This window comes from Azospirillum agricola (assembly GCF_017876095.1).
GTDB lineage: Bacteria > Pseudomonadota > Alphaproteobacteria > Azospirillales > Azospirillaceae > Azospirillum > Azospirillum agricola.
The window spans coordinates 1-21,517 of record NZ_JAGINM010000019.1; the positions used below are offsets into that span (position 1 = coordinate 1).

Annotated in this window: 16 protein-coding genes and 1 pseudogene; 5 read left to right on the top strand and 12 right to left on the bottom strand. The window is 71.3% G+C overall.

Annotation, left to right across the window (positions count from 1 at the left end):
• Window positions 1–415: 415 nt before the first annotated feature.
• Both J2847_RS24400 and J2847_RS24405 read left to right on the top strand, forming a co-directional pair.
• Window positions 416–1,702: an exonuclease SbcCD subunit D C-terminal domain-containing protein gene (locus tag J2847_RS24400; protein ID WP_209781390.1), complete on the top strand. Its 1,287-nt coding sequence runs from the start codon at window positions 416–418 to the stop codon at window positions 1,700–1,702.
• The gene (locus J2847_RS24405) at window positions 1,702–5,508 is read left to right on the top strand and encodes an AAA family ATPase (RefSeq protein ID WP_209781391.1); all 3,807 of its coding nucleotides are present in this window, start codon (window positions 1,702–1,704) and stop codon (window positions 5,506–5,508) included. Before J2847_RS24400 ends, J2847_RS24405 begins: the two co-directional genes overlap by 1 nt.
• 19 nt (window positions 5,509–5,527) lie before the next feature.
• Here the strand turns inward: J2847_RS24405 and J2847_RS24410 are convergent, their stop codons facing one another.
• Window positions 5,528–6,505: a replication protein RepA gene (locus J2847_RS24410; protein ID WP_085553150.1), complete on the bottom strand. Its 978-nt coding sequence runs from the start codon at window positions 6,503–6,505 to the stop codon at window positions 5,528–5,530.
• 1,112 nt (window positions 6,506–7,617) lie between these two features.
• Here J2847_RS24410 and J2847_RS24415 point away from each other — a divergent pair.
• Both J2847_RS24415 and J2847_RS24420 read left to right on the top strand, forming a co-directional pair.
• The gene (locus J2847_RS24415) at window positions 7,618–8,649 is read left to right on the top strand and encodes an AAA family ATPase (protein ID WP_085553149.1); all 1,032 of its coding nucleotides are present in this window, start codon (window positions 7,618–7,620) and stop codon (window positions 8,647–8,649) included.
• Window positions 8,636–9,556, top strand: a complete 921-nt coding sequence (locus J2847_RS24420) for a ParB/RepB/Spo0J family partition protein (RefSeq protein WP_209781392.1) — start codon at window positions 8,636–8,638, stop codon at window positions 9,554–9,556. The genes J2847_RS24415 and J2847_RS24420 overlap by 14 nt, the downstream gene beginning before the upstream one ends.
• A 4-nt stretch (window positions 9,557–9,560) precedes the next feature.
• Here the strand turns inward: J2847_RS24420 and J2847_RS24425 are convergent, their stop codons facing one another.
• The 4 genes from J2847_RS24425 to J2847_RS24440 all read right to left on the bottom strand — a co-directional run bounded on the left by J2847_RS24425 (window position 9,561) and on the right by J2847_RS24440 (window position 13,748).
• Window positions 9,561–10,136 (bottom strand): mismatch-specific DNA-glycosylase, encoded by a 576-nt coding sequence (locus J2847_RS24425; protein ID WP_209781393.1) that lies wholly within the window; start codon window positions 10,134–10,136, stop codon window positions 9,561–9,563.
• 59 nt (window positions 10,137–10,195) lie between these two features.
• Window positions 10,196–11,878, bottom strand: coding sequence for an FAD-dependent oxidoreductase (locus J2847_RS24430; RefSeq protein ID WP_209781394.1), 1,683 nt, complete (start codon window positions 11,876–11,878; stop codon window positions 10,196–10,198).
• Window positions 11,879–12,466: 588 nt separating this feature from the next.
• Complete coding sequence (locus tag J2847_RS24435) at window positions 12,467–12,913, bottom strand: carboxymuconolactone decarboxylase family protein (protein ID WP_209781395.1); 447 nt, start codon at window positions 12,911–12,913, stop codon at window positions 12,467–12,469.
• A gap of 82 nt (window positions 12,914–12,995) precedes the next feature.
• Window positions 12,996–13,748: an SDR family oxidoreductase gene (locus J2847_RS24440; protein ID WP_209781396.1), complete on the bottom strand. Its 753-nt coding sequence runs from the start codon at window positions 13,746–13,748 to the stop codon at window positions 12,996–12,998.
• Window positions 13,749–13,963: 215 nt separating this feature from the next.
• Here J2847_RS24440 and J2847_RS24445 point away from each other — a divergent pair, with 215 nt between their 5' ends.
• Complete coding sequence (locus tag J2847_RS24445; RefSeq protein WP_209781397.1) at window positions 13,964–15,574, top strand: winged helix-turn-helix domain-containing tetratricopeptide repeat protein; 1,611 nt, start codon at window positions 13,964–13,966, stop codon at window positions 15,572–15,574.
• Between the two features lie 91 nt (window positions 15,575–15,665).
• On the opposite strand, the pseudogene J2847_RS34300 reads toward J2847_RS24445, so the two are convergent.
• The 7 genes and pseudogenes from J2847_RS34300 to J2847_RS24475 all read right to left on the bottom strand — a co-directional run.
• Window positions 15,666–15,952, bottom strand: a pseudogene (locus J2847_RS34300) (transposase); the annotation flags it as partial.
• Between the two features lie 75 nt (window positions 15,953–16,027).
• A complete protein-coding gene (locus tag J2847_RS24450) occupies window positions 16,028–16,735 on the bottom strand; it encodes an ABC transporter ATP-binding protein (RefSeq protein ID WP_209781398.1) in 708 nt (235 codons plus the stop codon).
• A 4-nt stretch (window positions 16,736–16,739) separates the two neighbouring features.
• The gene (locus J2847_RS24455) at window positions 16,740–17,501 is read right to left on the bottom strand and encodes an ABC transporter ATP-binding protein (protein WP_209781399.1); all 762 of its coding nucleotides are present in this window, start codon (window positions 17,499–17,501) and stop codon (window positions 16,740–16,742) included.
• Window positions 17,498–18,526: a branched-chain amino acid ABC transporter permease gene (locus tag J2847_RS24460; protein ID WP_209781400.1), complete on the bottom strand. Its 1,029-nt coding sequence runs from the start codon at window positions 18,524–18,526 to the stop codon at window positions 17,498–17,500. Before J2847_RS24460 ends, J2847_RS24455 begins: the two co-directional genes overlap by 4 nt.
• A 7-nt stretch (window positions 18,527–18,533) precedes the next feature.
• Window positions 18,534–19,427, bottom strand: a complete 894-nt coding sequence (locus tag J2847_RS24465) for a branched-chain amino acid ABC transporter permease (RefSeq protein ID WP_209781401.1) — start codon at window positions 19,425–19,427, stop codon at window positions 18,534–18,536.
• 33 nt (window positions 19,428–19,460) lie between these two features.
• Complete coding sequence (locus J2847_RS24470) at window positions 19,461–20,633, bottom strand: ABC transporter substrate-binding protein (RefSeq protein WP_209781402.1); 1,173 nt, start codon at window positions 20,631–20,633, stop codon at window positions 19,461–19,463.
• A gap of 60 nt (window positions 20,634–20,693) precedes the next feature.
• The gene (locus J2847_RS24475) at window positions 20,694–21,503 is read right to left on the bottom strand and encodes an enoyl-CoA hydratase/isomerase family protein (protein ID WP_209781403.1); all 810 of its coding nucleotides are present in this window, start codon (window positions 21,501–21,503) and stop codon (window positions 20,694–20,696) included.
• Window positions 21,504–21,517 lie beyond the last annotated feature (14 nt).

Genomic DNA, 21,517 nt, shown 5'->3' on the forward strand with positions numbered 1-21,517 from the left:
TCTGCGTTCAAATCACTGCTTCAACTTCGGATGCGAACAGACGTCCGCGTGTGTGCCGATCCCAAACCGAACCGGAACCCTCGCTCCAACGGCACTCAAAGCACCGCCGCCTGCGCATCCCTTCTCACAACACGGTATCCACTTGTCAATGATCCCGCCGACACCGAACCGGCCTTGCCCCGCCGCCTCATCCGAGGGTCGGGCGCATCGCGCCGTCTTGTCTGGCTCCCCGTCGCGTCGCTGCCTGCCGTCCTCGTGGACCGCGTCGGCGTCGTTCGCGTCGGGAGGCGCTTTATAGGCGGACAGACCGAACCCGGCAAGCGCTTTTTTCGTCCTCACTGCATTTTTCTTCGGGCGGCGGAGTCGGCGGTCTTCGTAGAGTGGGCGCAGCGTTCCGTTGCACAGGCCCTTCCCCATGCGCTCCCTGCGGCTTCTCCACACCGCCGACTGGCATCTCGGACAGACCCTGCATGGGGTCGCGCGCGATCCCGAGCACGCGCGGTTCCTCGACTGGCTGCTCGACCGCATCGGCGAGCATGAGGTGGACGCGCTGGTGATCGCCGGCGACGTGTTCGACGGACAGAATCCCCCCATCCCGGCGCTTGCCCTCTTCTACCGGTTCCTGGCGCGGGCGAAGAGGCGCTTTCCCCGGCTGGACATCGTGGTGCTGGCCGGCAACCACGACAGCGCCAGCCGGCTGGAAGCCCCTTCGCCCCTGATGACGGAGATGGGGGTGCGGGTGACCGGCACCCTGCCCGGCGGCCCGGACGGCGCCTTCGATCCGGCGGCGCTGGTGATTCCGCTGCACGACCGCGACGGGACGGTCGCCGCCCGCTGCGTCGCCATGCCCTATCTGCGCCCCGCCGACCTGCCGGCCATCGAGAACGAGGTCAAGGAGGGGGCCAAGGAGGAGGTCGAGGAGGGAGCCGATCCGCTGATCGAGGGGGTGCGCCATCTGTATGATCGCGCCTGCGCGGCCGGACAGGCGGCGCTCCGCCCCGGCGAGGCGCTCCTGCTCACCGGCCACTGCTACATGAGGGGCGGGGCGCTGTCCGATCTCAGCGAGCGGAAGATCCTCGGCGGCAATCTGCACGCCCTGCCGGTCGACATCTTCCCCGAGGACGCCGCCTATGTCGCGCTCGGGCACCTGCACCGGGCGCAGGCGGTCGGCGGGCGCGAGGCGGTGCGCTACAGCGGCTCCCCCCTGCCGCTCGCCATCGACGAGGAACCCTATCCGCATCAGGTGATGCTGGCCGATTTCGCCGGAGGCCGGCTGGTCGCGCGGGAGGCGCTGCGGGTGCCGCGCTTCGTCGCCATCCACCGGGTGCCCGGAAACGGGCGTTTCGCCACCCCGGACGAGGCGCTCGACGCCCTGCGCCGGCTCGAACTGGACCCGGGGCTGCCGCGCGAGGCGTGGCCCTTCCTGGAGGTGTCGGTGGATCTGCCCGAGCCGCGCCCCGCCCTGCGCGACGAGGTCGAGGCCGTGCTGGCCGGGCGCCCGGTGCGGCTGCTGAGGCTGGCGGTCCGCCTGACCGGCAGCGGCGAATCCCTGGCCGACAGCGCCCCGGCGGTGGAGCTGGCCGCCCTGGCGCCCGAGGACGTCTTCCGGCGGCTCTACCGCCGCAGCCACGCGGGCGACCCCGACCCCGCCCTGCTGGCGGCCTTCGACGAGCTGTTGACCAGCGTGCAGGAGACCCTGTGATGCGGATCCTCGCGGTGCGCGGCTGCAACCTGACCAGCCTCGACGGCCCCTTCGCGGTCGAGTTCGACCGGGAGCCGCTGCGGCGGGCCGGGCTGTTCGCCATCACCGGGCCGACCGGCGCCGGCAAGAGCACGATCCTCGACGCCCTGTGCCTCGCCCTGTTCGACCGCATGCCGCGCCTGCCCGACGGCCAGGGGGTGCTGCTGGGGCTGGAGGGGGATCCGAACGCCATCCGATCGACCGACGCGCGGGCGGTGCTGCGGCGCGGCGCCGGATCCGGCTGGGCCGAGGTCGATTTCGTCGGCATCGACGGCAAGCCCTACCGCGCGCGCTGGGAAGTTCGGCGCGCCCGCCAGAAGGCGCGCGGCGCCCTGCAACCGCAGACGATGAGCCTCGCCGGCCTCGACGGCGGCGAGCGCCTGGGCGACGGCAAGAAGAGCGTGCTGGAGGAGATCGAGCGGCGGCTCGGCCTGAGCTTCGAGCAGTTCCGCCGCGCCGTGCTGCTGGCGCAGGGCGACTTCGCCACCGTCCTCAAGGCGCCGCCGCGCGACCGCTCGGCCCTGCTGGAGCTGCTGACGGGAACGGCGATCTATTCGCGGCTCTCCGTCGCCGCCCATGAACGGGCGGTCCGGGAGAGGCAGGCGCTCGACGCGCTGGAGGCGCAGGGCGGCGGCATCGGCGTGATGGGCGCGGAGGAGCGCGCGGCGCTGGAGGCGGAGATCCTGGCGGCCGACGCGGCGGTGCGCGAGGGCGAACGCGCCCTGGACCGCGCCAGGGCCGCCGTCGCCTGGCACGAACAGGACGCCCGGCTCGCCGCCGCCGAGGCGCAGGCCGTCGCCGCGCGCGACGGCGCCGAGCGGGCGTTCGACGGCGCCGCTTCCCGGCGGGAGGCCGCCGCGTCGCTGCGCCGGCTGCAACCGTTGCGCCCGCTGCTGGCCGACGCCGACCGCGCCGCCGCCGAGGCCATGGAGGCCGAAAGCCTCGCCGCGCGGGCGCGGGCGCTGCTGGCCGGCACCCGGACGGCGGTCGAGGACGGCACCGGCCGCCACGCCGATGCCCGGCTGCGCTTCGAGCGCGTCTGCCGCGAGCAGCAGGAGGCCGAGCCGGATCTGGCCCGCGCCGCCGATCTCGACGGACGGATCACCGAACTCGCCGCCGAATGGGCCGCCGCCGACCGGGAGCGCGCCGCCGCCGCCGACCGTGCCGCCGCAAGCCGGGAGCGGTTGCGCGACACCGAACGCGCCCTGGACGCCGCCCGCGACGAGGCCACCCGGCTGGAGGGCTGGCTGAAGGAGCGGGCGGCGTTCGAGCCGGTCGTCGCGCAGTGGGGGCGCTGGGAATCGCTGCTGGTCCGCCACGCCGAGGCCTTGCGGATCCAGCGGACGGCGGACGGGGACTGCCGGCGCCACGCGGCCGAAACCGCCCGGCTGGCGGAGGAGGCGGCAAAGGCGGAGGCGGAACGCGCCGGGGCGCGCGACCGGCTGGCCCGCGCCGACGAGAGCCTCGCCCGCGTGGAGGCGGAGCCGGCGCCCTCACTGGAGGAGACCCGGCGGACACGGGGCGCGGCGACCGAGCGGCGCGACCGGCTGACGGCGCTGGCCGCGCTCGCCGACGGCGCGGCGCGGCTGGCCGCCGCGCTGGCCGGTGCCGACGCCGAGCGGAACCGGCTGACGGCGGAGGCGGAGCGCGAGGCGTCGGCCGCGGGCTCCGCCGAAACCGCCCTGCGGCTGCGGCGGGCGGCGTTGGACGAGGCGGAGGAGGCGTTGCAACGTCTGCGTCTGGCCCAGCGCGAGGATGTGGAATCGCTGCGGACCCGGCTGGTCGCCGGGGAGCCCTGCCCGGTCTGCGGATCCGGCGCGCACCCCTGGGGGCCGGCCGACCGGGCGCCGCTGTTGCGCGTCGTCCATGACCAGGAACACCGGGTCGCCGCGTTGAAAGCCGAGACCGCCGGTCTGCTGGCGGCGCATGCGGCCCACGCGGCCGGAGAGCGCGCGGCGCGCGCGGCGCTGGAGCCGCTCGACGCACGGCGGGACGCGGACCGGCGGGAGGCGGAGGCGCTGGCCGGGCGCTGGGCCGGACTGGCCGGCGACTTCGACCTTCCGGCGCTGCCGGACGCCGAGGCGGTGCGGGCACGGCTCGCTGATGTTGAAACGCGGCTGGCGGTGGCGGCGGCCGACGAGGCGCTGGCGCTCGATCACCGCCGCCGGCTCGACACCGCGCAGGCCGGGCGGCGGGCCTGCGACGAGGAGGTGGCCCGCCATTCGCGGACGCTCGACGCCCTGCTGCCGCGTCTGGGCGAGGCCCGCCACGCCGAGGCGATGGCGCGGGCCCTGCGCGACCGCAAGGCCGAGGAGCGGGACGCGGCGCTGGCCGAGCTGGCGGCCCCCTTCTCCGGCGAGGCCGGCTGGCGCGAGGCGCTGGAGGCCGGGTTGGAGGAGAGCGGCGAAGACTCAGGCGGCCGTTTCCGCGCGGACATCGCCGCACGGGTCGCCGCGTTTCAAAATCAGCGAGACCGGCTGGCACGGGCACGGCAGAGCCTCGACGCGGCGGTGGCCGACCGCGCCTCGCGCGGCGCCGACCAGGAGGCGGCGCGGCGGGCGGCGGAGGAGGCGTTCCAGCGCGCCGACGGGTTGAACAGGCGGCTGGCCGACCTGCGCGCCGAGCGGTCCGGGCTGCTGGACGGCCGGACGGTCGCGGCGCTGCGCCAGGATCTGTCCGACCGCCGGCAGGAGGCGAGCGCCCGTCTGGAGCAGGCGACGATGGCGCGTCAGGAGGCGCTGACCCGCCTGTCGGCCGCCGAGCGCGACGCCGAAACCCGTGGCGAGACCGCACGGACCTGCGCCGCCCGCGCGGCGACCGCCGCCGCGGCGCTGGACCGCGCCGCCGAAGCCCGCGGGGTGACGGTGGAGGAGGCACGGCGGCGGCTGGCGGCGCCGGAAGCCGCGCTGGCCGCCGAGGAGACGGCGCTCGCAGAATTGGAAACGGCGCGGCGGGAGGCCACGCTGCTGGCCGCCGAGCGGACACGGCTGCGTGCCGATCACCACGCCGCCGGGCGCCCCGGCCGCGACGCGGACGAGGCGGCGGCCGACACCGCCCGCATCGGCGAGGCGCTGGCCGCCGACCGCCTGCGGGCGGGAAGAGCGCGCGGGCGGCGGGAGGCCGACGAGAGCAACCGCGCGCGGCTGGCCGGTCTGACGGCGGCGATCGAGGAGCAGCGGGCCCGGCATGGGCTGTGGGCCAGGATGGGCCAGCTGATCGGTTCGGCGAACGGGCAGAAGATGCGCAACTTCGCGCAGAGCCTCAGCCTCGACATGCTGCTGGGCCACGCCAACCGGCATCTGGAGGATCTGGCGCGCCGCTACCGGCTGGAGCGGGTGGCCGGGGCCGACCTGGAAATCCAGGTGGTCGACCGCGAGATGGGCGACGAGCGGCGCGGCGTCCACAGCCTGTCGGGCGGCGAGCTGTTCCTGGTCTCGCTGGCGCTGGCGCTCGGTTTGTCGGCCATGGCGGCGGGCACCGCCGGCAGCATCGGCACGCTGTTCATCGACGAGGGCTTCGGCACGCTCGACCCCGACAGCCTGGACGTGGCGCTGTCCTGCCTGGAGGCCCTACAGGCGGGCGGCCGGCAGGTCGGCGTCATCAGCCACGTCCCGGCGCTGGTCGAGCGGATCGGCGTGCAGATCCGGGTGGTGCCGCTGGGCGGCGGGCGCAGCCGGGTGACGGTCCGGTCCGCCGCCCTGGCGCTCGACACGGCGGATGGGGCCTTCGACGGGGCGGCGGATCGCCTGGAGGGAGCGGACGCCTGAGGCGCCGTTCCCCACCGGATCAGCCGCGCAGGGCGACCGGGCGCAGGGTGACGTGCTTGTTGGACGGCACGGCGGGGGCCGACGGGCGCAGGACGAGGCCCTTGGAGGTCGGTTCGATGTTGGCGTCGGGATAGACCGCCATCACGTCCTTCAGGGCTTCCTTCAGGCGGAAGGCCAGGACGCGGTGCTCGCTGACCGAGCCGAAATGCTGCGACAGCGCGTGCCAGGGCACCAGCGTCTGCTTGTCGAGCCGGTGCAGGCGGTGGACCAGCCAGACATAGGCGTCGAGCGCCAGGGCCGAGTTCTTCAGCTTGGCGATGGCGTGCTCGTCGAGCGGGACGGCGTGCTCCATCAGATGGTCGAAGAAGGAGCTGGTCAGGCGGACGAAGCGCACCCACTCGCCGCCGGTGCGGAACAGGTCGGGGGCGTCCTCGTCGTCGCGCCACAGCTTGATGCCGTCGATCAGGCGCTGGTCGGAGATCTCGGCGCTGGAGCTGCCGGTCGTCGTGCGCAGGGTGAACTCGCAACGGGCGATGCGCAGCACCTGCTCGCGCACCGGCTTGTAGTTGCCGCGCTCGCCACCGGTCGGCGCCAGACCGAGCCGGCGCAGCCACGCGCTCATGCTCGGCCCCAGATCGACGTGCGGCGTGCGGGTCTTGCGCGCCTCGGTCTGGAGATAGATCATGATCAGCCGCGCCTTGGCGCCATAGGGAACCCCGACGTCCAGCACGGTGCCGTCGCGCAGCGGCAGGATGCCGGGACGGACGACGAGCTGGTAGCGGCCGTTGTTGCGCACCCAGGGCGCCTGCTCGTCCTTCGGCTTGCGGTGGGGAAGCGAGGCCTGGCAGAAGCCGGCGTGGAGGTAGCCGATGGCGTCGATCTCGTTCGAGATCGCCTCGTGGGCCATCATCACGCGCCGCCGCTCCTTGGGGTCTTCGGTCCGCGCCATCACCGCGTCGAAGCCCTCAAGCGACAGTTGTTCGTGAATCTTGGCCATGGACACCCTCTGTTTCCCTTCTCGGCGCAGCCCTGCGGCACGGCCTTGCTCAGCAACGGACCAACCCAGGAAACACAAAATCTGGGGCCCTGTGAAGCCGTGTCGATACCAGATTCGCTGAATTTGAAACGTTCGCCGACGATTCCGATTCAAATTCAGCGAAGCCTTCCGGGGAAGCGGAACAGAGCCCGGAGCATGGGCGTTTCAAATTCAGCGTCGGCGGGTCCAGCGGAACCGCGGCCGCCCGCCGGTTTGTCCACAGACCACCCGGCTTTTCCACGCTGACTCCGCAACGGCGACAGCGAAGCCCTTGGAAATCCACGCAGAAAACGAAACGGGGCGATCGCTGAAATCGAATCGCCCCAAAGCGGTTTCCACGCTGAAGTCGAATCGCAAAGCGGGCTTTTCCACGCTGAATTTGCAACCATGTCCTATATAAGAGTCCCTATATGATTCTCCGGTAGAGTCCAGTCGCGCGCTGGCGACACGCACGGGAGCGCGGAAAACCGGGCTTTTCGGGCTTTCCCGACCCGATCGGCGCCTTCCTTCGCTGAAGTCGCAACGTTCGCCCGTCGATTCGCGTCTCCACGCCGGTTCTCCGGGCTCTCCGGACGCTGAAATTGATACGAGGGATCCATTCCCCGGCCGGCGCCACGACGACGCCACCCAACGCTGAATTGGTAACAAACGACCGTCAAATCCTTGGCATCATTGAGCTTTTGCGACTCGGGCAACGACTCGGGAAGACACGCTGAATTTGAAACATCCGGCGTTCGGAGCGACTCGAAAGCCCATCGCTGACTCTGAAACGGCGGAATCATGATGAATCAATGACCGAATCGAGACGGGCCGGCGCGACCCACGCTGAATTTGAATCGGCGCGGCGAAACCCTGCTTCACCCCGTCTCGCGGCCCCGGCGGAACTCGCCGGCCACCGGGCTCCGGGCTCTCCCTTCATACGACGTCGTATGGGAAATCTGTCTCATACGACGTCGTATGAAAGCGGCTCCACGCGGACCGGCGCGCCCGCATGACGCAAGCGATGCGGTTCGGCTTGACCGCTTGCGTCACATCCGTACAGTCTGCGCCCATCATCCACCCCCGGAGGCTCCATGACCGGCGACGAACTGCGCGCCCTGCGTGAGCGGCGCGGCGAAGACCAGCTCGGATTCGCCGGATGGCTCAACGGCGCCCTGAACCGCCGCTACGACCGTTCCCGCATCAGCCGCTGGGAAAGCGGCGCGGAACGCATTCCCCAGCAGGTCGCCGGCTTCCTCAAGGAGCAGAGCGCCCCGGCGGACAAGCCGGCGCTGCCGGCCGACCTGAAGCCGGTGCGCCGCGCGGTGATCGCCGTCGCCAACCAGAAGGGCGGCGTCGGCAAGACCACCACCGCCGTCAACCTGTCCTACGCGCTGGCGACGCTCGGCCTGTCGGTGCTGCTGATCGACAGCGACCCGCAGGCCAACGCCACCGTCCATCTCGGCATCGATCCGGGCGAGGTCGAGACCGCGCGCAAGGGTCTCTACAGCGTGCTGCGCGGCGGGGCGGCCTTCGACGGCATCCTCCAGCCGGTGTGCAACGGCGCCTTCACCCTGGCGCCCAGCAGCATCGGGCTGGCGGCGGCGGAAACCGAGCTGGTGGCCGAGCCGGACAATTCGCTGGTCCTCAAGGAGAAGCTGGCCGATCTGCGCAGCCGCTACGACGTGGTGGTGATCGACTGCCCGCCCAACCTCGGCCTGCTGACCATCAACGCGCTGGCCGCCTCCGACCTTGTGCTGATCCCGGTGCAGACCGAGGTGTTCGCCGGGCTCGGCGTGCCGCTGCTGATGGAGACGATCGCCAAGATCCGGCGGCGCTCCAACCCGTCCCTCAACATCTTCGGCATCCTGCCCACCATGTATTCCTCGCGCCTCACCCAGGACCAGGCCAGCCTGAAGGAAATCCAGTCCCATTATGATGGACGGACGCGGGTGCTGGGGGCGGTCCCCCGCGCCACCCTGTTCGCCCAGGCGTCGGGCGCCGGGCGCCCGGCCATCGAGGCGGATCCCAACTCGGCCAGCGTCCAGGCCTACGCCGAACTGGCGCGCGAGGTCGCGGGCCATCTGATCGCCCGCCCCGTGGAGGCCCGCCATGGCGCCGCGTAAGCTCGAACGCACCAGCGCGAAGATTCTCGACAAGGCGGCGCAGCGCGGCGGCGACGCCCTGTTCGGGCTGTCGGCGGATTTCCCGCGCCTGATCGAGATCGACATCGACCGCGTCCACCCCAACCCGGACCAGCCGCGCCGCCATTTCGACGAGGACGCGCTGCGCGAGCTGGCCGGCTCCATCGAGCGCCACGGGCTGAAGCAGCCGGTGCTGGTGCAGGAGATGGGCGACGGCGACTACCGGCTGGTCGCCGGCGAGCGGCGCCTGCGCGCCTGCACGCTGGCCGGCCGGCGGACCATCTTCGCCATCGCCACCGACGGCGATCCGGACGAGCTGGCGCTGATCGAGAACATCCAGCGGGTCGATCTCGACGCGCTGGAGCTGGCCCGCGCCTTCGCCCGGCTGATCGACCGCCACGACTACACCCACGAGGCGCTGGGGCAGGTCATCGGCCGCAGCCAGGCCGAGGTGACGCGCACCCTGTCGCTGCTGCGGCTGCCGGGCGCCATCCTGGAGGATTACGAGACGCGCCATCGCGGCGTGTCGAAGAGCATCCTGACGGAGATCGCCGCCGTCGAGGACGAGGCGACGCAACAGAAGCTGTGGGACCTCATCAAGGAGGGCGGCACGGTCAAGGCGCTGCGCGAGGCCAAGCGGGAGCAGGCACCCTCCCCGCGCGCTGCGGCCAAGGCCGCCGCCGAACCGCCCGCCTCCGCCCCCGCCCCTTCCCCTGTTCCGCCCCCGGCCTTGCCGGTGATCCGCTTCGTCGAGGCGGCGCAGCGGATCGCCCGCGACTTCTCCAGCGTCGACGTCCGCGACCTGCGCGACCACCGCAGCCGGCTGAGCGACCAGGACTGGACGGAACTGCGGCGGCTGCACGCGCTGCTCGACCAGCTTCTGGCCTGATTCCTCAGGACCGGCGGCGGTCGATCATGTTCTTGACGGCCTTGTACCAGCGCAGCTTTTCCTCGAAGGGCAGGCGGGCGAGGCCGCTGGGCGAGGGCACGACGACGTCGGCCACCCCGACGAACAGGGCGGAGTCCTGCACGCCCCAGGGCGCGTCGGGCCGGCCGGACGCCGCCAGATAGACCCCCTTGCCGGTGTAGGCGAGCACCGCCGGCCGCACCGCGGCGACGATGCGGGCGAGGCGGGGCACCCCGCCGCGCAGCTCCGCCCGGCTCAGTTCGGCGGCCGACGCGGTGGCGCGCGTCACGAGGTTGGTCGATCCCAGCCCGACCGCCGGCAGGCTGGCGTCCTCCTCGGCGCGCATCAGGCGCGGCGTCAGTCCCGATGCGGCGAGCAGCCGCCAGAACTGGTTGCCGCGCCCGGCGTAATGGTGGCCGAGCCCGCCCGAGCGCAGGCCGGGGTTGAAGCCGACGAACAGGCAGTCGAGGCCGGGCGCCAGGATGTCGGGAAGCGGGCCTTCCGGATCGGGCAGGGTGGGGGCGGCTTCCGGCGGAAGGCCGGAAAGAAGGTCGCGGTCCATGTGTCGATTTCAGCGCATCGCCGCCGCTGCCGCAAGAGCGCGGAATTGGCGGCCGTCCTTCAGCCGGAGGCGGCGATGGCGGGCGGCGGCGGCGCGGCACGCTGATCCTGCAACAGCCCGGCGATGCGGTCGGACAGCCGGAGCGCCAGCGCCACGATCGTCATGGTCGGGTGGTCGGAGCCCATCGTCGGGAACACCGAGCTGCCGCCGATGTAGAGGTTGCCGACCCCGTGCAGCCGGCCCTCGGCGTCGACCACGCCCTGGCGCGGCGACTCGTGCATCCGGGTGGTGCCCATGTGGTGCCAGCACCAGCCGATGTCGGTCGGGGCGATGCTGTCGGAGCCGTGCCGACCGTCCGGCAGGATCAGGCCGCGGCGGCGCAGTTCGGCGCGCAGCAGGGCCTGGGTCTCGGCCGCCGCGTCGAGGTCGCGCGCGGTCAGGCGCCAGTCGACCTGGGGCAGGTTGCGGCCGAAGGCGTCGCGATCGGTGTCCAGCGTCACCCGGCTGTCGGGGTTGGGAATCGGCTCCAGCACCGTTTCCATGGTGAAGGCGCGGGGCCACCAGCCGGGATGCACCGCGCTGTCGAACAGCGCGTGGGCCAATTGCGGCAGCCGCTTCAGCACGCGCGGCGCCGCGTCGCGCAGCAGGCTGGCGGCGTTCTCGACCGGCAGGCCGAAGCGCGTGCAGCGCGAGCGCGGCAGCAGCAGGCGCAGTTCGTTGACCGCCTTGAAGGCGTCCAGCGCCTTGGCGTGATAGGAGGCGACCAGATAGGTGCGGGAGTTGGGCAGCCCGTGCCGCTCCTGGAGCGCCGCCGTCGGCGCCACCGCCAGCGCGATGGACGGGTGGGGCAGCTTCAGCCGCCGCCGCGACAGGCACAGGCTGACGTCGTAGAGGGTGCGGTGACGCCGCTGGTCGGCCAGCCGCACCACGCTGCTCTTGAAACGCGGGTGATCGGCGAAGCATCGGCCGACCAGATCCTGGCCGTTGCCCAGCCCGGCCGCCTGCACCCGGTTCGACAGCAGCAGCAGCCGTGCGTTCTCGATGCCGCCGCAGCACAGCACGAAGATCCGCGCGCCGACGGTGAAGGACGGGCCGCCGAGCGTCGAGACGCGGACCCGCTCGACCGCGCTGGCGTCGGCGTTGGTGTCCAGCTCGGTGACGTTGGCGTTGAGGAAGCCGTTGATGTTGGCGGCGCGGCCGATGTCGGCGCGGTACGCCTCGCCCATGCGGATCGGCGGGCTGAGCTGGGCGACGCGGTTCTCGAAGGCGGCGTCCTCCCCGTCGAGCGGCATCAGGGCGGCGTGGACGGACCCGGAGCGCCCGCTCCAGAAGCCGTTGTCGTAAGTGTAGGGGCCGAGGCCGAGGATGCCCTGGGCGCGCTCGTAGAAAGGCTCCAGCCCGTCGCGCCCGAGCGGCCAGCCGCTGTGGGGGATCCAGGGGCGGTGCTGGAAATCGTTCGGCTCCAGCGGGCGGGAGAAACCGCCCCAGCAGTTGGTGCTGCCGCCAAGGTAGCGGCTGCGCGCCGTGGTCAGCCGTTCGTAGGGCAGGCCGACGCTGCGGCCGGCGTAGAGCGCCTGGGAAATCCCGTCGGCCTCCAGCCCGCCGCCTTCGAGCAGCACGACGCTGTGCGGGCTTCCCGCCAATTCGCGCAGAATGGTCAGGCCGGCGGCGCCGCCGCCAATGACGCAGACGTCGCAATCGACATGGGTGCCGTGCAGAACATGGCGGGCGTCGCGAAGCAATCGGGTCTCCCTTACCGTGATCGTGGGGGATCCTTCATGACTCGGACGGGTGGCTTAGGCCGAGAACGCATTCGGCTGTACCACCGGCGCGCCGGCCCCGGTCGAGCCTTTCCAAGCGGTTGAGGGCGCAATGATACGAAAGTGGAGGTTGGCTTCCGCGAGCTTGCGGCCGAAGCGGGAACGGGATTGCCGGTTCCGGGGCTGGGCGGAGCGCTTGCGCCACTCTCGCATCGCCGGGCCGGGCCGGCAAGCTGTTTCAAATTCAGCGTGGCTGTCGGCTGCCGAGGCTTGAGAAGCACATCCTTGCCCGGAATCGGGCCAATGACGTCCCACACAGCGTCGACCGGAACGATGTCGAGCAGGGCGGTGCCCGGTGCGACGAGGCGGCCGACGCGGACCTGGCGGTTGCCGATGGCGCCGCCGACCGGCGCGCACCACGCTGCTCTCCAGATCGATCCGCGCGAGGTCGCGCGCGGCCTTGGCCTCGACGGCGGTGACATAGCCGGCGGCCTTGGGCGCCAGCGCGGCCACGTCGCCGCAGACATAGGCGTTGTCGGTCGGCGTCCCGCCGTTCCTGCCCGCGTCGGCTCAGGCCCTGGCGGCCACCGGGAGACGGAAGGGGGCGCCCAGCCGGTTGAAGGCGTTCATCGCGGCGATGGCGATGGTGAGATCGACCAGATCCTTCGGCTCGAACGCCGCCGACGCCGCCCTGTAGGCGGCGTCGGACGCGTGGGTTTCGCTGACGCGGGTCACCTCCTCGGCCCAGGCCAGGGCGGCGCGCTCCGTGTCGGAGAACAGGTGCGGCACCTCCTCCCACACCGGCACCAGCGTGACCTTGTCGACCGACATGGTCTTCCGCAGGTCGCGGCTGTGCAGATCGATGCAGTGGGCGCAGCCGTTGATCTGCGAGACCCGGAGGAACACGAGATGGATGAGCTCCTCGGGCAGGCTGGTGCGCGTCGTGACGTAATGATGGACACCGAACAGAGCCTTCGCGCCGTCGGGCGCGACCTCGTGCCAAGTCATGCGTGTCATGATGTTTGCCTTTCCTGACAACAAATGAGTGCGGTTCCCGCGTCGCCGGCCCATGGCCGCCGCCGGGCGTCTTCGAAACCCGTCAGCCTGCGGGTTGCCGGCCGAGCCAGTCCTCGAACCGGATGGCGCCGAGGCGCGCATTCCCGCCGGGGGTCAGCGATTGGTCGTCGAGGACGTCGCCGAAGTAGCGCGCGTGGATGTCCGGCACGACCCTGCGCCTGTCGTTCGTCGCCCGCAGGAAGCGCCGCACCAGCTCGTCGAGCGGGATCGCCTCCGGACCGGCGACCTCGAGCGTGCCGTTCACCGGCGGCGCGAGCGCGACCTCGGCGAGCGCCGCCACCACGTCGTCGGAGGCGACCGGCTGGATCAGCGCCGGCGACAGGCGGATCTCCCCGCCGACGGTGGCCGACTGCGCGATCCCGCCGACGAATTCGAAGAACTGCGTGGCGCGCAGGATGCTGTGGGGGATGCCGGACGCCTTGATGAGGGCTTCCTGGGCGACCTTCGCCCGGAAATAGCCGTTGTCGGGAAGCCGTTCGCTGCCGACGATCGAGAGGGCGACGTGGTGGCGGACGCCGGCGGCGGCTTCGGCGGCCAGCAGGTTGCGGCCCGAGGTCTCGAAGAAGTCGAGGACGGCCTTGTCCTCCCAGACCGGCGCGTTCGCCACGTCGACGACGACGGCGGCTCCGTCCATCGCCTGGGCCAGGCCCTCGCGGGTGATGGTGTTCACGCCCGTCCTCGGGGAGGCCGCGAGCGCCTCCTGGCCACGCTCGCGCAGGGTCTTGACCAGCTTCGCTCCGATGAGGCCGGTGCCTCCGATGACGACGATCTTCATGGGGTCTCTCCGCTTTTCTCGACGCGAACCAGCGCCGCCGATGGGAGGAAGAGTGCCCGCGCGCGCCGGGGAAGTCCTTGCGGCGGGCTTGAATTGCCCTTCAAGGATGCTTGGTTTTCCGTCCACGCGCTGCCGTGCTATCACTGGCGCGCACCGTTCGCCCGTCGTCCCGGACACAGGGAGCCGAGAGCGCACGGCCCAGGGGGAAGCCGGCCTTGCGGTTCACGTTCGGAGAGTGCGTGCTCGATCAGGAGCGCCGGGAACTGACCCTGCGCGGGCACGTCGTGGGCGTCGGCCCGCAGGTCTTCGACCTGCTGCTGCATCTCGTCCGCAACCACGACCGCGTCGTCAGCAAGGACGACCTGCTGGAGGCGGTGTGGAACGGACGGATCGTCTCGGAATCGACCATCACCAGCCACATCAACGCGGTCCGCAAGGCCATCGGTGACAACGGCGGGGAACAGCGGCTGGTCCGCACGGTCCCCCGCAAGGGGTTCCGCTTCGTCGGCGCGATCGAAGCCGGGGCGTCCGGGGGCGGCGCGATCGGGGAGACACCCCAGCCCGGTAGGCCGGGCATCGCCAGCCGCGCCTCCGGCCAAGCGGGGGAGCCGCCGTCCGGGCCCGTCCTGCCGGACAAGCCCTCCATCACCGTGCTGCCCTTCCAGAACCTGAGCGGCGATCCGGAGCAGGAGTATTTTGCCGACGGGGTGGTGGAGGACATCATCGCCGCCCTGTCGCGCCTCCGCTGGCTGTTCGTCATCGCGCGCAACTCGAGCTTCGCCTACAAGGGCCGGGCGGTGGACGTAACGGACGTCGGCCGCCAATTGGGCGTTCGCTACGTGCTCGAAGGCAGCGTCCGCAAGTCCGGGAACAAGGTGCGCATCACCGGGCAGCTCATCGACGCGACGACCGGGACGCATCTCTGGGCGGAGCGTTTCGAGGGCACGCTCGACGACCTCTTCGAGTTGCAGGACCGGATCGCCGAAAGCGTCGTCGGCGCCATCGCGCCGCAGCTCGAACGGGCGGAGATCGAGCGCGCCAAGCGCAAGCCGACGGAAAACCTGGGCACCTACGACTATTACCTGCGCGGCATGGCGAAGCTGCACAGCGGAACCCGCGAGGCGATCGAGGCGGCGCTGCCTCTGTTTCACAAGGCGACGGACCTCGATCCGGAGTTCGCGTCGGCCTATGGCGGGGCGGCCTGGTGCCATCTCTGGCGCAAGGTGAACGGCTGGATGACCGACCGGCCGCGGGAGATCGCCGAGGGGGTGCGGCTGGCGCGGCTGGCGGTGGAGTTCGGCCGCGACGACGCGGTCGCGCTGACGAGAGCCGGGCACGCGCTCGGTCACTTCGTCGGTGATCTCGACGGCGGCATCGCGCTCATCGACCGGGCGGTGCTGCTCAACCCGAACTTCGCCCCGGCCTGGTTCCTCGGCGGCTACCTGCGCGTCTTCCGCGGTGAAACGGAAAGCGCGGCCGAGCGTTTCGCCCATGCCGCCCGCCTGAGCCCGCTGGACCCGGAGATGTTCCGGATGCAGGCGGGGACGGCGTTGGCGCATTTCTTCGCCGGGCGCCTCGATTGCGCCGTGGCCTGGGCCGACAAGGCGCTGGGCAACCTGCCCAACCTGCTGGTGGCCATGGCCCTGGCGGCGGCGAGGCACGCGCTCGCCGGGCGGACGGAGGAGGCGCGGCAGGCAATGCGGCAGCTGCGCGCGCTCGACCCGTCCCTGCGCGTCTCCACCCTCAAGGAATGGCTGCCGATCCACCGTCCCGAGGATCTCGCGCGGTTGGCGGAGGGGCTGCGGCTGGCTGGGTTGCCCGAGTGAGCGCGGCCCTTGTCGGAAGCCTCGACAGAGGCCGTTCTATGCCGATCGCGGTCATTCGACTGACCCATGCGATATCCGATAAGCCGCCGCTGCCGTCGCGGTCGTGGATGTCGGCGCGATGAACGGCGACGTTCAGGAGAGGAACGGCGACGTTCAGGAGCAGTCCGGGCGTGTCGACGAGGATGTGGTGCTTGACGCCCTTGATCTTCCTGCCCGTGTCGTAGCCGACCGGGTCTGCCGCCGGTCCCCCTTTTCCGCCGCGCGGACGCTCTGGCTGTCGATCACGGCGGCGGACGGACCGACCTCGCGGCCTTCCAAGTCGCGGACCCGTTGGTAGAGGCCATGGCGGATGCGTTCCAGGGCCCCCTCCCAGGCCCACGACCGCACGTCTTGCCATCGCCGGCACGGTGGTGGAGGTGGTGTGACGGAGCGGCGATGCCCGCCCAACCCCGATCACACGGACACCGTCTCCATCAGACGGGCACGGTCCTTCGGCGACGCCGCGTCGCCCTCCAGGGTGACCCGGCCGCGCTCCACGGCGTAGAAGCGGTCGGCGACGTCGAGGGCGCGGTGGATGTTCTGCTCCACCAGCAGGATGGTCAGGCCGGCGCGCTTCAGATCGCCGATGATGGCGAAGATCTCGTCGACGATCATCGGGGCGAGCCCCTCGGTCGGCTCGTCGATCAGCAGCAGCTTCGCCGTTCCCACCATCACCCGCGCCATCGCCAGCATCTGCTGCTCGCCGCCCGACAGCGTCGTGCCCATCTGGTGGCGCCGTTCCGCCAGCCGGGGAAAGCGGGCGAAGGCCCGGCCGATGGCCGCCTCGTTCTCGCGGCGGGAACGGGCCGGGCATTGCAGCAGGCCGAGCCGCAGATTCTCCTCGACGCTGAGGCCGGGGAAGATGCGCCGGTCCTCGGGCACCAGACCCAGGCCGAGCCGGGCGATGGCGTCGGGCGTCCGCCCGGCCAGATCGGCGCCGTCCAGCCGGACGCTGCCGGAGGTGGCGGGCACCCAACCGGCGATGGTCTTCAGGATGGTGGTCTTGCCGACCCCGTTGCGGCCGAACAGGCCGACGACCTCGCCCGGACCGCCGTGCAGCGAGACGCCTTGCAGGACATGGCTGAGGCCGTAATGCGCGTGAAGGTTCTCGATGGTCAGCATGGCGTCACGCGTGTCCGAAATAAGCGGCCTGGACGGCCGGGTTGGCCCGCACGGCGGCGGGGGCGCCCTCGGCGATCTTGCGCCCCTGGGCCATGACGACGACATGGTCGGACAGACTCATCACCAGCCCGATGTCGTGCTCGATCAGCAGCACCGTCAGGTCGCCGGCCAGTGATTTGATGAGTTCGCCGGTGTCGGCGGTGTCGCCGTGGCTCATGCCCTGGGTCGGCTCGTCGAGCAGCAGGACGCGCGGCTCGCAGGCCAGCGCCACCGCGATCTCCAGCCGGCGCTGTTCGCCGTGCGACAGGTTGCCGGCCAGCGCGTCCGCCTTGGCGGTCAGGCCGAAACGCTCCAGCAGGGCGTCCGCCTTGACCAGCGCCTTGCGGCTGCGCCCCAGCGGCAGCACGGCGCGCCACGGGGTTTCCAGGATTTGCGCGGCGATGCGCAGGTTTTCCAGCACCGGCAGTTCGAAGAACAGGTTGGTGATCTGGAAGGAGCGCGCCAGCCCACCCGCCAGCATCCGGTCGGGCGAGCGGCCGGTGACGTCGGCGCCGTCCAGCGTCACCCGCCCGCCGGTCGGCCGGATGGCGCCGCTGATCAGGTTGAACAGCGTGCTCTTGCCCGCCCCGTTGGGGCCGATGACCGAGGTGATGCGGCCCCGCTCGGCCTCGAAGCCGACGCCGGCGACCGCCTGGAGCCCGCCGAAATTCACCGACAGGTCGCGCACGCTGAGAGCGGGTGTCGCGGTCCTGGGAAAGGCGGTCATGGCGCGCTCCTCCGGCCGTGCCGGGCCCTGGCGGCGGCGCGGCGCTCCAGCCAGGGCAGCAGGGCGCCGACCAGCCCCTTGCGCAGGAAGATGACGGACAGCATGAAGATCACTCCCACGACGATCAGGTGATGCTCGGTCCAGGACCCGACGACGGAGCGCAGCGCGGTCAGCAGGACGCTGCCGGCGATCGGCCCGATCAGGGTGCCGACGCCGCCGACGATGACCGTCACCACCGCGTTGCCCGAGGTGTGGAAGAACAGAAGCTCGGGCGAGACGAAACCGCGCAGCATCGGGTAGAGCGCGCCCGACAATGCCGCCACGCAGGCCGCCAGCACATAGACCGCCAGCTTGTGGCCCCAGGCGTTGAAGCCCAGGAAGGGCACCCGCTTCTCGTTGGCGCGGATGGCGGCCAGCGTGCGGCCGAACGGCGCGTCCATCAGATAGGCCAGCCCGGCGTAGACCGCCATGGTCAGCCCCAGCACGAACAGGAAGAAGGACAGGGGGTCGGCGGTGTCGAGCGCCAGCGGCCCCAGCGTGACGCGGATCTGCGGAATGCCGATGATGCCGTCCGACGCGCCCAGCTCGCGCGTGTTGTAGACGGCCTTCGCCACCACCTGGGCCAGACCGAAGGTGATCAGCGCGAAATAGACGCCCTTCACCCGGTTGGCGATGACGCCGCCGACAAGCCCGGCCAGGGCGCCCGCCGCCAGCGCCGCCCCGGTCGCCAGCCAGAAGCTCGGCGCGCCGTCGCGCAGCACCAGCGCCGACACGTAGGCACCCAGACCGAAATACAGCGCCTGCCCCAGCGACAGCAGGCCGGTGTAGCCGAGCAGCAGATCGACGCTCATCGCCAGCCCGGCGAAGATCAGCGCCTCGGTCGCCAGCCGCAGATAGAAGCCGTTCCCGGTCGTCCAGGCGACGGCGGCGAAGACCAGCGCCACGGCGAGGAACAGCAGCGCCAGCCAGTGCGTGGCGTTCAGCGGTCCGCGCGACGGCGACCGGGGCAGGGAAACAGCGGTCATGACGGCCTCACGCATTGCCCAACCTCCCGAACAGGCCCCGCGGCCGGACCATGAGCACCAGCACCATGATCCCGAACACCAGGGGATCCGACCAGACCGGCGAGATGTAGAGGCTGGAGATCGCCTGGACCTGCGTCAGCAGAAGCCCGGCGACCACCGCCCCCTGGATCGACCCCATGCCGCCGACGATGACGACGGTGAAGGCCATCAGGATGAAATCGCGGCCCATGGTCGGGAACACCGAATAGATCGGGGCCAGCAGCACGCCGGACAGGCCGGCCAGCGCCACCCCGAAGGCGAAGGTGCCGGCGTAGACCCGGCGCACCGGCACACCCAGCGACGACGCCATGTCCTTGTCGAAGGCCGCCGCCCGCACCATGGCGCCCAGCCGCGTGCGGAACACCACCACCCAGACCGCGGCGATCAGCGCCAGCCCGAAGCCGATCAGGAACAGCCGGTAGTTGGGCAGGAACATGCCGAGGATCTCGGTGCCGCCCGCGATCGGGGTCTCCGGCCGCATCGTGTTGGGGCCGTAGGCCAGCTTCAGAACGTCCTCCAGGATCATGCCGAGCCCGAAGGTCAGCAGCAGGGTCAGGATGTGGCGGTCGCGGCTGTGGAAGACCCGCTGGATCAGCCAGCGCTCCGCCGCCCAGCCGATGGGAATCATCAGCAGCGGCACCAGCACCAGCAGCGCCCAGAAGCCGACGCCCAGCCCGGCGAGGCTGAGCGCCAGGAAGGCGCCCATGGCGTAGAACTCGCCATGGGCCATGTTGATGACGTCGAGAAGGCCGAAGATGATCGTCAGCCCCAACGCCATCAGCACGACGGCGACGCCGAGCGACAGCCCGTTCAGCGCCTGCGGCGCCAGGATGAATTGCAGATAGTCGATGGTCTCGGCCATGGATCGGTGTCCGGGAAAGGGGGCTGGTCGGGCTCAGAACCGCGCGCAGAGGTCCGGACCGATGGCGGCCTCGCCGGGGACCGTGCCGACGATGGTGAAGCGGCCCTCGGTGACGCGCACCGCGTACATGTCCTGGATCGCCTGGTGATCGCCCGCGCGCATGGTCTTGAGGCCTTGCGGCGTCGGCCATTGCAGGCCGCGCATCGCCTCGCGCAGCTTGGCCGTCTCGGTGGTCCCGGCCTTCTCGACCGCCGCCTTGTAGAAGGCGAGCAGGCCGTAGCTGTCCGCCCCGTAGAGGTCGGGGGCGGCGTCGTAGGCCTTGCGGAAGGCGGCGACGAAGGCCTTGTTCTCCGGCGTGTCGAGCTCCGCCGAATAGCCGACGCCGGTGACGAAGCCGTCCGCCGCCTTGCCGATGGCGCCGATGTTCTGCGCGGTGACGGTGCCCGAGGCGCCGACCACGGTCAGGTTGCGCAGCAGCCCGTATTCGCTCATCTGCGTCAGCAGCCGCACCGTGTCGTTGCCGGCGGTCGAGGTGTAGAGCACGGCCGGCCGGGCGGCGCGGAGCTGGCCGAAATACTGCGAGTAGTCCTTGCTGTCGAGCGGGGCGAAGACCTCGCCGGTGGATTGGGCGCCGGTCTTCTCCGCCGCCGCCTTGAAGGCGGCGACGGTGGAGCGGCCCATCTCGTAGTCGGGGCCGAGGTAATAGACCTTGGCCTGGGGCTTGTCCTTGGCCAGCCATTCCGCCAGCGCCGCCGACTGCTGTCCCGCCCGCGCGTTCACCCGGAAGACGTTGGGCGAGCATTTGTCGGTGGTGATGGCGTCGGAAAAGGACACGGTGGTGGCGATCAGCCGGTCGTTGCGCTCGGCCAGCTGCCCGACCGCCAGGGTCGATCCGGAATTGACCGTGCCGGTCAGGAAATCGACCTTGTTGACCTGGAAAAGCTTTTCCGCCTTCTGCGTGGCGACCGCCGGGTTGGCCTCCTCGTCCTCGAACAGCAGCTCCACCGGGCGGCCCATGATGCCGCCGGCGGCGTTGACCTCCTTGAGGGCGAGTTCCAGCCCCCAGCGGACCTGCTGGCCGATGGGCGCGTAGGTGCCGGACAGCGGCGTCACCACGCCGATGCGGATGGGTTCGGCGGCGGACGCGCCGCCGGCGAGCCCGAGCAGGGCGAGCGCGGCGGTGGCGGGAAGCGTGGCTTTGGTCATGATTGTTGTTTCCTCCCTGGGTTGATCGTGCTGTCGCGCGGCGTCGTCACACGCCCTTGGTCACACGCCCGTGAAGACCGGCTTGCGCTTTTCGGTGAAGGACTCCACGCCCTCCTTGAAGTCCTCCGACCCGCGCAGGCGGCCGTAGGCCTGGCCCTCGATCTCGATGGCGCCGTTGACCGGGACGTTGTTGCCGCTGTTCAGCACGCCCTTGATGGTGCGCTGGGCGAGCGGCGAGAAGCCGCGCAACTCGTTCACCAGCGCCGTGACGGCGCCTTCCAGCTCGGTGTCGGCGACGCATTCGGTGACGAAGCCCCAGTCGGCGGCCTGACGTCCGGGAATGCGCTTGGCGCGCATCACCATGTCCTTGGTGCGGGCGATGCCGATCATGTGCAGCAGGCGCGCCGATCCGCCCGAGCCGGGGATCATGCCGATGCGCATCTCCGGCAGGGCGAACTGCGCGGTGTCCGAGGCGATGCGGAAGTCGCAGGCGAGCGACAGTTCGAAGCCGACGCCGAAGCAGTAGCCGCGCACCTGGGCGATCACCGGCTTGCGGCAGCGTTCCGGGGCGGCGATGTTGACCGCCAGCTCGGACACATGCTCCGGCGTCATTTCCATGAAGCCGGTGATCTTGCCGCCGGACGAGAAATTCTCGCCCTCGGCCCGCAGGACGATGACGCGCACCCTGGGGTCGCGGTCGAGGGCGGCGAAGGCGGCGCTGAACTGCTCGCGCTGGCGCATGCTGACGATGTTGAAGGGCGGGCGGTCCAGCACGATGTCGGCGCGCTCAACGGCCTCGTCGATCTCCACGCGGAAGCCGTCGAGGTCGGCGAGCAGGCTGTCGGCGCTGGCGAAGCGGTAGGGGGTCACGGTAGACACTCCAT

Coding starts and splice junctions, on each gene's coding strand:
- J2847_RS24410 (WP_085553150.1), bottom strand. CDS start 6,505: ATGGCCAAGATTCACGAACAACTGTCGCTTGAGGGCTTCGACGCGGTG.
- J2847_RS24435 (WP_209781395.1), bottom strand. CDS start 12,913: ATGACACGCATGACTTGGCACGAGGTCGCGCCCGACGGCGCGAAGGCT.
- J2847_RS24460 (WP_209781400.1), bottom strand. CDS start 18,526: ATGACCGCTGTTTCCCTGCCCCGGTCGCCGTCGCGCGGACCGCTGAAC.
- J2847_RS24425 (WP_209781393.1), bottom strand. CDS start 10,136: ATGGACCGCGACCTTCTTTCCGGCCTTCCGCCGGAAGCCGCCCCCACC.
- J2847_RS24450 (WP_209781398.1), bottom strand. CDS start 16,735: ATGCTGACCATCGAGAACCTTCACGCGCATTACGGCCTCAGCCATGTC.
- J2847_RS24440 (WP_209781396.1), bottom strand. CDS start 13,748: ATGAAGATCGTCGTCATCGGAGGCACCGGCCTCATCGGAGCGAAGCTG.
- J2847_RS24470 (WP_209781402.1), bottom strand. CDS start 20,633: ATGACCAAAGCCACGCTTCCCGCCACCGCCGCGCTCGCCCTGCTCGGG.
- J2847_RS24455 (WP_209781399.1), bottom strand. CDS start 17,501: ATGACCGCCTTTCCCAGGACCGCGACACCCGCTCTCAGCGTGCGCGAC.
- J2847_RS24420 (WP_209781392.1), top strand. CDS start 8,636: ATGGCGCCGCGTAAGCTCGAACGCACCAGCGCGAAGATTCTCGACAAG.
- J2847_RS24400 (WP_209781390.1), top strand. CDS start 416: ATGCGCTCCCTGCGGCTTCTCCACACCGCCGACTGGCATCTCGGACAG.
- J2847_RS24465 (WP_209781401.1), bottom strand. CDS start 19,427: ATGGCCGAGACCATCGACTATCTGCAATTCATCCTGGCGCCGCAGGCG.
- J2847_RS24405 (WP_209781391.1), top strand. CDS start 1,702: ATGCGGATCCTCGCGGTGCGCGGCTGCAACCTGACCAGCCTCGACGGC.
- J2847_RS24415 (WP_085553149.1), top strand. CDS start 7,618: ATGACCGGCGACGAACTGCGCGCCCTGCGTGAGCGGCGCGGCGAAGAC.